We start from the raw sequence: 10753 nt of genomic DNA, 5'->3' as shown, positions 1-10753 counted from the left end.
TATTTGTACTTACAGGAAGCGTTACCGAATTATTTGTTCCTACCGTAGTAATAGTTTGGTTAGCGCCTGCATTTATAGAGTAAGTAAACGTGTATGGTGTTGTACCAGCAGCACCAGTAAAGGTTATTTGTGGTAGAGGTGTTTCATCTTTACAAACTTGTGTTGTGCCAGAAATAGTTGCAGATGGCGGAAGCAGTTTATTTACCGAGCTAGAGACGGTTAAGTTAGGTTTGTTTATTGAAACTTCCTTTCTATTTAATGCAAAAATGGAAATCGTAATTATAAAAAACGACAAACTGCCAAGAAAAATTTTTCTTCTCATTTAAGGGAATTGGTTTAATAGCTGTTACTAAAATAAATATTCTTTTTAACGAAGCACCATATTTAATCAACATAAATCTATTTTTTCTATAAAATACCCATTATCGGGGATGTAAATTTTTTCATACCATTAAATAGAATCTTTTATTTACATTTCTCTTGGTTCTTATTTATCTTTACAGTAAAGAATAAACAATAATGAGAGCATTAGTAATTTCTGGAGGAGGTAGCAAAGGTGCTTATGCAGGTGGTGTTGCACAATATTTAATTCAAGAAGAAGGTGTGAATTACGATATGTTTTTAGGAACTTCAACGGGTAGTTTGTTGGTGCCACATTTGGCTGCTGGTAAAATTGATAAGATTCATCAGGTATTTACTAATGTTAATCAAAGCAATATATTTAGTGTAAATCCATTTGTGATTCGTAAAAAAGGGAATAGAGAGTTTGTATCCATCGATTTTATAAACACCCTTTGGCAATTTATTAAAATGAAACGCACTTTTGGAGAAAGTAAAGCACTGAGGCGTCATATAAAAAAACACTTTACGTTTGAGGAGTACAATCTAATTAAACAAACTAAAGATGATGTTGTGGTTACGGTTTCTAATCTCTCTAAAAATAGAGTAGAGTATAAGTCCATTAAAGATTTTAACTACGATGAATTTTGTGATTGGATATGGATTTCGTGTAATTACATCCCTTTTATGTCCTTAGTTAAAAAAAATAATTTTGAGTATGCAGATGGGGGCTTGGGTTGCGTAGTGCCTATAAGAGAGGCTATTTTAAGAGGGGCTACTGAGGTTGATGCTATTGTATTAGAGTCTGAAAGTATGGAGTATAATAAGGTGTTAGGAAAAAACCCATTTTCGTTGATGATAAATTTATTTGGACACTTATTGGACCAAGTAGAACGTAATGATATTACTATAGGTAAGTTGGCTGCAAAAAATAAAAATGTAAAGTTAAACCTCTATTACACACCATCAAAACTTACCGAAAACTCGCTTATTTTTAATAAAAAACTAATGACGAAATGGTGGCAACAAGGATATTACAACGCTAAGCAAAAGTCTGAAGAAGCACATTCAAATGAATTAAGAATGGATGATTATTTACCACAAGTCTGAAACCTCTTCTTTTATAAAAGATAATGCAGCATCGCTTGGTGCTCGACGTTCCATCATTTCAGTTAAAACAACTTCTCTTAGTTTGTTAGCTGTATCTGTTTTTTCAAGTAAGCTCGCTTTTCTTATCAATTGAATGGTCGCATTTTTTGCTGCAGAAATAATGCTCCAACATTTTTCGCTAACATATATTTGTTGTGCCAAATTGTGTTCCATTTCTTGTTCAATATTTTGTATAAGTAATCTTTCATAATCTTCTTTATTTGAAGATATTGGAACAACTCTAATCATTAATTTGTTGGGTGATATTCTTTCTAAAAATAAGGCAAGTCTTTCATAAGCTTGAAGACGTAAAGGCATTGATGAAACTTGTAAATCTTTTTTTAACAAAAAGCGTCTTCTACCAGCTTCATTTTTAGTGTGTTCTTTAAAAAAGTAATAAGCAATAAGTCCTACAATTAATGAGGGAATTGCGAATAAAAATAAATCTATAATGCGATCTGAGTCCATAAAAGTTTGACTGGTTTTGTGTTATTTTAATTATTTAAAAAATCAAAAGTAATATTTGTTAATGTTTTTACACCTAAAAGCATACCGCTTTCATCAATTTTAAAATCGGGTGTATGGTGTGGAAACGCATTTTTATTTCCAGGTGTCATTCCTCCTAAAAAGAAATATAATCCAGGTATTACTTCTTGGAAATAAGAAAAATCTTCACCCCCAGTAACAGCTTTCGTTAAAACTACGTTTTCTTTACCTGCTACTTTCTCAAACGTTGGTAACATTTGTGTAACCAAATCTGGATCGTTATAGGTAATCGTTGTGTTTTCTTGAAACTCTATAGAAGCTTCACCGCCATAAGCTTTGGCAATAGTTTTAGTCATTTCTGTCATTCGGTCAATAATGAGTTTTTTCATATCTGAATCTAATGTTCTTACAGTTCCGATGAGTTCAGCACTTTCTGGAATAATATTAAATCGCACACCGCTTGTTATTTTTCCAACGGTAATCACAGCAGGTTCTACTAATAAGTTAGATTCACGACTAATAATACTTTGGTATCCATCTATAATTTTTGCAGAAATATAAATTGGATCAACGCCATTCCAAGGTGCAGAACCATGTGTTTGTTTGCCTTTTACGTTAACTACAAAGCGCTCAACACCAGCCATAATACCTCCAGATTTATATTCTATCTTGCCAACTTCTGTATCCGAACTAATATGTAATCCAAAAATAGCATCCACTTTTGGGTTTTCTAAAACACCTTCTTTAATCATTAGTTTTGCACCGCCTTCTTCACCTGGTGGTGGACCTTCTTCTGCAGGTTGAAAAATAAACTTTACAGTACCTTTTATGTGATCTTTGTTTTTAGATAAAATTTCAGCAACACCCATTAAAATAGCAATGTGAGTATCGTGTCCACAAGCATGCATCACACCAGTTTCGGTATTTAAAAAAGTAGCTTTTACCTCAGACTTAAAAGGTAAATTATTGCGTTCTGTAACAGGAAGTGCATCAATATCGGCACGTAAAGCAACTACTTTTCCTGGGCTGTTACCTTTTAAAATGGCAACAACTCCAGTGTGAGCCACACCAGTTTTAACTTCTAATCCTAAACTTTTTAAATGTCTAGTAATGGTTTCAGCAGTTTTAAACTCTCTGTTTGAAAGTTCTGGGTTTTCATGGAAATGTCTCCGCCATTCAATCACTTTATCTTCAATATCAATAAATTGTTGTTCTAAATTATCTTGACTATATATATTAATTACTCCAAAGCATGTAAATAAAACTATAAGATATTTCATAATAATAATTGAATTTTTGAAGTCTAAAGATATTCAAATTTTAATAAAAGCTGCCGAAGCTGTTAATTGTTTATAATTATTAATAATTCGCCTTAATTAAAAGTATAACATTGGTTATTTTCACATCTTAAAATGAAAATGATTTGGAGAAATATTTAAGTCAGCTAAATGATGCACAATTAGAGCCTACGATACAAATTGAAGGTCCAATGATAGTTATTGCTGGTGCAGGTTCTGGTAAAACTCGTGTGCTAACTTACCGTATTGCTTATATGATGAGTAAAGGAATTGACCCTTTTAATATCTTATCGCTCACATTTACCAATAAAGCAGCACGAGAAATGAAAGAACGTATTGCATCTATTGTTGGAGCCAGTGAAGCAAAAAATTTATGGATGGGAACGTTTCACTCGGTGTTTGCAAAAATTTTGCGCATTGAAGCTGATAGATTGGGGTACCCTAGTAATTTCACCATTTATGATACGCAAGATTCTGATAGGTTGATTGCGTCTATTATTAAGGAAATGAGCCTCGACAAAGACATTTATAAATATAAGCAAGTACGCTCTAGAATTTCATCGTATAAAAATAGTTTGATTACGGTGCATGCGTATTTTCAAAATCCAGAATTAAAGGAAGCCGATACTATGGCTCGCCGACCAAGAATGGGTGATATTTATAAAGCATATGTTGAGCGTTGTTTTAAAGCAGGTGCGATGGATTTTGATGATTTGTTATTGAAAACCAATGAGCTTTTAACACGTTTTCCAGAAGTTTTAGCAAAATATCAAAACCGATTTAAATACATTCTAGTTGATGAGTATCAAGATACTAACCATTCGCAATATTTAATTGTGAGAGCTTTGGCTGATAAGTTTCAAAATATATGTGTTGTTGGTGATGATGCGCAGAGTATTTACGCTTTCCGTGGGGCAAATATTAATAATATTTTAAATTTTCAGAAAGATTATGATGATGTGAAGTTGTTTCGATTAGAACAAAATTATCGTTCAACAAAAAACATTGTAAATGCAGCAAACTCTATCATTGATAAAAACCAAACGAAGCTTGATAAAATTGTTTGGACCGCTAATGATGAAGGCGAACAAATAAAAGTAAATCGCTCATTAACCGACGGAGACGAAGGGCGTTACGTAGCAAGTACCATTTGGGAAAACAAAATGAATCACCAATTAAAAAATAGTGATTTTGCTATATTATATCGTACTAATGCACAGTCAAGAGCCATTGAAGATGCGTTGAGAAAGCGAGATATTAAATACCGAATTTATGGTGGATTATCATTTTACCAACGTAAAGAAATAAAAGATGTACTCTCGTATTTGCGGCTTATTATTAATCCAGCCGATGAAGAAGCTTTAAAGCGCATTATTAATTTTCCGCCTCGTGGTATCGGGCAAACTACGGTTGATAAACTCATAGTGTCTGCAAATGGCTATAACCGAACTATTTTTGAAGTGATGAAACACATCGATAAAACCGATGTAAAAGTTAATTCGGGTACAAAAACTAAACTTCAAGATTTCGTTACACTTATAGAAAGTTTTCAGGTATTAAATCAGACTGCTGATGTTTTTGAATTAGCAGAACATGTTACCCGAACCAGTGGTTTAATCAGAGAATTCAATAAAGATGGAACACCAGAAGGTGTTACCAGAATGGAAAATATTGAGGAACTTTTAAACGGAATGAAAGATTTTGTTGAGGGTCAAAAAGAAATTGCTGATACCACTGGTAATTTAGCTGAATTTTTAGAGGATGTTGCATTAGCAACAGATTTAGATGCCGATAAAGGAGATGCAGACCACGTTGCTTTAATGACCATACATTTAGCAAAAGGATTGGAATTTCCGTACGTTTTTATTGTTGGCTTAGAAGAGGATTTGTTTCCAAGTGCCATGAGTATGAATACACGTAGCGAACTAGAGGAGGAACGACGTTTGTTTTATGTGGCTTTAACCCGAGCAGAAAAACAAGCCTATTTAACTTATGCTTTATCGCGTTACCGTTGGGGAAAATTAATTGATTCTGAGCCTAGTCGTTTTATTGAAGAAATAGACGAGCAGTATTTAGATATTGTTACGCCTATTGAAGAACGCCGATTTAACCCCATGCTTGATGCCGATATTTTTGGAGATACACCCTCTGTAACAAGTAAAAGAGTAGATTCTAATACGATAAGATTTAAACCAGCAAAACAAGCGGTATTAAAAAAAGGTAGTAAGTCGAAGTCAGAACCAACTAAATTTCAGGTGACCACACCAAAAAATTTAAAACCTGTTGCTAAAACTACTAGCAATACTAATTTATTTGACAGTAAATTGGTTGTGGGCAATATTGTAAAGCATATTCGGTTTGGTACTGGGGAAGTCATGAAAATTGAAGGTAAAGGAGCTGATATTAAAGCCGAAATTAATTTTCAGCATGGTGGTGTTAAAAAATTGTTGTTACGTTTTGCTAAGTTAGAGGTTGTTGGGTAATTATTTAATCATACAAACCGAATTAACATGCCCATTGTCATCATATTCTTTTACAGCGTTATTGGGATCTAAAACCCATTTGCCATCAACAATAAATTTGTAGTGGTGTTTGCCTCCAGAAAGTGGTAATACGTATTTCCAACCGTAATCCATTTTTCGCATAACAAAGTCATGTTCATTCCAATTATTAAATGTGCCAGAAAGCACTACTTTTTTAGCATTAGTGTAGCCTCTTAGTTTAAAAGCGGTGTATTCTTTTATGTCGATTAGTGAATTGTATTCGCTAAATTCATTTTTTACTTTATGAATATTGCTAGGGTCTTCCATCCATTTACCATCTACTATAAAACGATATTCGTACACGCCAGGTTTTATTTTTAAAGTGAGTTCCCAACCATCTTCAACTTTTTTCATTTTAAATAAACTTTCGTTCCATTTATTAAATGAGCCAGCAACTATAACTTTTTTAGCATCTTTAAAACCTTTTAATTTAAAATGCGCATTACCTTTTTCGTTAGGATGCGCTAAATACATTTTTAGATTATAAACACCGTATATCTTTCTACCATTTTTTGTGGCTTTAGTAATATTGCCATCTTTTTTTGATGGTTCTGCCCAAAAGGAATTGTTGATTACAAACTTAAACTCCCAAGAAAATTCATCTGTAAAATCATGGATGCTTTTTCTTAATTCGTATTTATCTTCATCAACTTTAGTCATATACCATTTGTTTTTAGACCAATTGTTGAATTCTCCTGAGACCACTACATTTTTAATATCAAAATCATCAAAATCGTACTTATCTCCATCAAAGTCGTAAGTAGCTTTGGTATAATCATTTTTATTAAAAGAAAACACAATGGTATCACCTTCAATTCGATAGCCTTTAAAATTATTTTTTTGTGCATAAGTGTTTAAGCTTATAAAAGCAATAAATAAAATGGCGATATGTTTTAATAGTTGTTTCACTGAGTTTTTAATGGGAAATCTACAAAATATAACTTTTCTTTTTGATAATTAATTATGGTTCTTTTTTGGGCAAAAAATTCGTAACCAAAAATACCATCTAAGTCGGTACCAAAAGCTTCATTCATTTTACTTAAGTTTGTTAAAACGGTAAGCATAGGACCAAAATAAATAGTTTCGTTTAATTTAACACGATGCAATTTTCCTGCCAAAACTTCAATCTTTTTATTGCTTGCTCCAGTTAAGGAGAGTCGTTTTTTAGGAATAAAATATTTCAATACTTTTTTGCCAACATTTTTGCTTATTTGGTTAAACTCTGAAGCGGTATCGAGTCCAAACTTAAGCTTTTGATTATTTATAGTGCTATTTAAAACAATAGTGTGCTTTTTTAACTTAAAACATATGCTATCTACTATTTTTTCCAAATACACATGCTTATCTAGCTTATTTCCTACAGCATCTACTTTTGTTAAAGTGATTTGATTTAAGTGCATATCTATAAAAATTTCGTAATCTTTCAATATGTTGTAACCAATAATGCCTAGGAGTTTTATTTTTTTGCTATTTTCTATATGCGATAAATCAATGACATCAGAACTTTTGTTTTCTAATCTAAAGCTCTGTAAAACGAACTCTTTTACTTGTCTTTCGTAGGAGTAATCTATAGCTTGTAAAACACCAGAAGTTTCTTTATATTTTTTATTGTTGGCGTACACATTAGGAAAATGCACACTATTTAATATTAGAGTTTCAGATCCTGTATCTATAATAAAATTTCCTTTTTTGTTTAGTAATTCAGCTTCAACAACAATTAAATGATCAACGAGTTTAAAAGGAATTCTGGTAGTATATTCATTTAAAATTTCGGCTTTGGGGAATAGAATAGTTTTATTAATACCATTGGTTGCAAAAATCAAATGGATATTAAGGGTGAAAATTAATATAAAATAAAGAAGCCTTGGCATATTACTAAGACTAATATAATTACGAAATGTTACACTATTTATACTATAAGTGATTATTTATGAAAACTTTAAGCTTTAACCAAGTGTCTAATAGCTCTAAACCAATCCATCCGTGTCCTGCATTTGGGTATAATGTAAATTCATGAGTAACGCCTAAGCTTTGTAGTTTATCTCGTAAATCTGTGCCTTGTGTTGTTGGAATTAGCGGGTCTTGTCCACCATAAAACAAAATTGTTGGAGGCGATAAAGTAGTAGCTTGATGGTATGGGCTAACTTCTTCTAAAAAAGAGATGCTTGCATCCTCGCCGTATAAGTTCAATAAGTCTTGTAGCTCAGGACTTATATTGTTTAAATATGCTGGATCTGTAAAATTAGTAGGTCCAACTATGCTGCAAACCATATTGGTGTTATTATTAGCATCTAAAGCATAACTCCAAAGTAACGATAAATGTGCGCCAGCACTTGTACCAATAAATCCAATAGTATCAGAAATTGTGTATTTTGTTTTATTATCCTTTAAATAGTTGATAATTGTAGTAATATCATCTGTTTGCATAGGATAAGGTTTCGTGTTCTCATCGGCTAATCTGTAATTAATATTTACAATAGCTAAGTCTGAGAAATCTTGACGTATTAAATCTTTTATAGGATTCATTTCAGATTTATCGCCAGCAGACCACCCGCCACCGTGGACTAAAACCATCACTTTAGTATTATTAGTTCTATTAGCTGGTAAATACAAATCAAAATTTTGATTAACATCTTGTCCGTAAGAAATATTTAATTCTTGATAGAATTTTGATGGATCTAAAATGGGAATAAAATCTTCATCTGCTTTTTCTTTTGAGCAATTGAAAAAAGTAATAAGTACAACAAAAACTAAGAAAGTAGATTTAAGTGCTTTCATTTTAAAAATAATATTTACTTTGTAAACGAAATTACAAGATAGTTATTATGGCTGAGTTTATAAGAATATATGAAGAAAATCCCAATCCGAAAGCGATTGAAAAGGTGGTTGCTATTCTTAAGCGTGGAGGTGTAATTATTTATCCAACAGATTCTGTTTACGGTTTAGGTTGCGATATCACTAATCTTAAAGCCTTAGAACGTGTAGCGAAAATTAAGCAAGTAAAACTTGAAAAAGCAAATTTCTCATTTGTTTGTCACGATTTAAGTAACTTAAGTGATTATGTTAAACAAATAGATACATCTACATTTAAAATTTTAAAACGTGCGCTTCCTGGGCCATATACATTTATTCTTCCAGGCGGAAAATCATTACCAAACCCATTTAAAAAACGTAAAACAGTTGGTATTCGTGTACCCAATAATAATATCGCTTTAGATATTGTTAAGCAGTTAGGAAACCCCATTATATCTACGTCTATACACGATGAAGATGAAGTTTTAGAATATACCACCGATCCTGAATTGATTTTAGAAAAATGGAGTAACTTAGTAGATTTGGTAATTGATGGTGGTTATGGAGATAATGAAGCCTCAACAGTTATAGATTTGTCTGAAGACCAACCTACTGTTATTAGAGAAGGAAAAGGAAGTTTGGAAATTTTTTAAATGCCTTTTTTTAACAAAAACATATTTAATAAAAACGATTTTTCACTAAAATACTTTAACTAAACAACACTTTATGAATTTAGCAGAAATAAGTAGCGATATTCCTTTATTTGCCAATGACACTATTATTTTTGGCATTTTAGCAATAACATTGGCACTTATATTTTATACATCCAGTTTACCTCAGTTTTCAAAATTTTACAGCATTATTCCTGCACTTTTATTGTGTTATTTTATTCCGTCAATATTAAGTTCCGTTGGATTGATTGCAGATAAGTGGATAGATGTTTCAGCAACCATAAAACACTTGCAATCACTTTATGGGAATTTAGATGACGTTACTAATTTAGAGACTTTAAAAGCATATACTGTGGCTAATAAAATAAATCCATCGGAGTACTCTCAGTTTATTGGTGGCAGTAAATTGTATTATGTGTCTTCTCGATTTTTATTACCAGCATCATTGGTGCTTTTAACCATGAGTATCGATTTAAAAGGCGTATTTAAGTTAGGCTCTAAAGCATTAATTATGTTTTTAACAGCTACCGTTGGCGTTATGATAGGTGGCCCAATTGCTATTTTGTTTTTTAAGTTTGTAGCACCAGATATTTTAGTTGCTGTTGAAGGTACAGAATTATGGAAAGGTTTATCTACCGTGGCAGGAAGTTGGATTGGTGGTGGTGCCAACCAATTAGCTATGAAAGAGCAATGGGAAGTTAGCGATAGCCTGTTTAGTATTATGGCTGTGGTTGATGTTTTAGTTGCTGAAGTTTGGATGATATTTTTACTACTTGGTGTTGCTAAATCTGATAAAATTGACAAGTACTTTAAGGCCGATAATTCGTCTATTACGACATTGAAGAATAAGATGGAAAAGTTTAGCTTAGAAACCGCTAGAGTACCGTCGTTTAACGATTTAATGATTCTTTTAGGAATTGGTTTTGGAGTGACTTCAATAGGGCATATTGTAGGTGATAATTTAAGTGTGTGGATAAAAGAAAATGCTCCATTTTTAGTTGATTTCGGACTTGGTAGCTCGTTTTTTTGGCTCATTATTACCGCAACAACTGTAGGTGTTATTCTATCGTTTACTAAAGTGAAAAGTTATGAAGGTGCCGGAGCTAGTAAAATAGGAACGGTTTTTATTTACATTTTAGTGGCAGCGATAGGTATGAAAATGAATTTGAATGCTATTGTAGAAAACATAAGTTTATTCGCCATTGGGTTTGTTTGGATGATTATTCACGTAGGTTTACTATTTATCGTTGCAAAAATTATAAAAGCGCCTTATTTCTTTTTAGCAGTAGGTTCTAAAGCTAATATTGGTGGTGCAGCATCTGCGCCTGTGGTTGCTGGTGCTTTTCATCCATCTTTAGCGCCTGTTGGTGTATTGCTTGCGGTTTTAGGTTATGCTTTAGGTACTTATGCTGCTTTTGCTTGTGCTTTAATGATGAAGTGGGTGAGTTAGAATTTAATATTTGTTGATTTTTTT

General features: G+C 32.4%; 10 protein-coding genes. 4 read left to right on the top strand and 6 right to left on the bottom strand.

What is annotated here, in order from left to right; all coding sequences use genetic code 11:
- On the bottom strand, positions 1-322 hold a 322-nt coding region (locus tag AADI82_RS10340; protein WP_341216365.1), incomplete at its 3' end, for a hypothetical protein.
- A gap of 197 nt (positions 323-519) precedes the next feature.
- Here AADI82_RS10340 and AADI82_RS10335 point away from each other — a divergent pair.
- Positions 520-1449 (top strand): patatin-like phospholipase family protein, encoded by a 930-nt coding sequence (locus tag AADI82_RS10335; protein WP_341216364.1) that lies wholly within the window; start codon positions 520-522, stop codon positions 1447-1449.
- Here the strand turns inward: AADI82_RS10335 and AADI82_RS10330 are convergent.
- Together AADI82_RS10330 and AADI82_RS10325 are read right to left on the bottom strand one after the other, a co-directional pair.
- The gene (locus AADI82_RS10330; RefSeq protein ID WP_034045253.1) at positions 1435-1956 is read right to left on the bottom strand and encodes a hypothetical protein; all 522 of its coding nucleotides are present in this window, start codon (positions 1954-1956) and stop codon (positions 1435-1437) included. The two genes, AADI82_RS10335 and AADI82_RS10330, sit on opposite strands and share 15 nt — an antisense overlap.
- A 26-nt stretch (positions 1957-1982) precedes the next feature.
- On the bottom strand, positions 1983-3254 hold the full coding sequence (locus AADI82_RS10325; protein ID WP_341216363.1) for an amidohydrolase: 1272 nt from the start codon (positions 3252-3254) through the stop codon (positions 1983-1985).
- A 143-nt stretch (positions 3255-3397) separates the two neighbouring features.
- Between AADI82_RS10325 and AADI82_RS10320 the strand changes: the two genes are divergently transcribed.
- A complete protein-coding gene (locus AADI82_RS10320; protein ID WP_341216362.1) occupies positions 3398-5755 on the top strand; it encodes a UvrD-helicase domain-containing protein in 2358 nt (785 codons plus the stop codon).
- Here the strand turns inward: AADI82_RS10320 and AADI82_RS10315 are convergent, their stop codons facing one another.
- The 3 genes from AADI82_RS10315 to AADI82_RS10305 form a co-directional block, all read right to left on the bottom strand.
- On the bottom strand, positions 5756-6724 hold the full coding sequence (locus AADI82_RS10315) for a glycogen-binding domain-containing protein (RefSeq protein ID WP_341216361.1): 969 nt from the start codon (positions 6722-6724) through the stop codon (positions 5756-5758).
- The gene (locus AADI82_RS10310) at positions 6721-7638 is read right to left on the bottom strand and encodes a hypothetical protein (RefSeq protein WP_341216360.1); all 918 of its coding nucleotides are present in this window, start codon (positions 7636-7638) and stop codon (positions 6721-6723) included. Before AADI82_RS10310 ends, AADI82_RS10315 begins: the two co-directional genes overlap by 4 nt.
- A 91-nt stretch (positions 7639-7729) precedes the next feature.
- Positions 7730-8593: an alpha/beta hydrolase gene (locus AADI82_RS10305; protein ID WP_341216359.1), complete on the bottom strand. Its 864-nt coding sequence runs from the start codon at positions 8591-8593 to the stop codon at positions 7730-7732.
- Between the two features lie 47 nt (positions 8594-8640).
- On the opposite strand from AADI82_RS10305, the gene AADI82_RS10300 reads away from it, so the two are divergent.
- Both AADI82_RS10300 and AADI82_RS10295 read left to right on the top strand, forming a co-directional pair.
- Positions 8641-9261: an L-threonylcarbamoyladenylate synthase gene (locus AADI82_RS10300; protein ID WP_341216358.1), complete on the top strand. Its 621-nt coding sequence runs from the start codon at positions 8641-8643 to the stop codon at positions 9259-9261.
- Between the two features lie 73 nt (positions 9262-9334).
- A complete protein-coding gene (locus tag AADI82_RS10295; RefSeq protein ID WP_341216357.1) occupies positions 9335-10729 on the top strand; it encodes a DUF819 family protein in 1395 nt (464 codons plus the stop codon).
- The last annotated feature ends 24 nt before the right edge of the window (positions 10730-10753 follow it).

The sequence above is a fragment of the uncultured Wocania sp. genome, assembly GCF_964021735.1.
In the GTDB taxonomy this organism is placed as follows: domain Bacteria; phylum Bacteroidota; class Bacteroidia; order Flavobacteriales; family Flavobacteriaceae; genus Wocania_A.
This window is presented reverse-complemented; position numbering and strand designations above follow the sequence as displayed.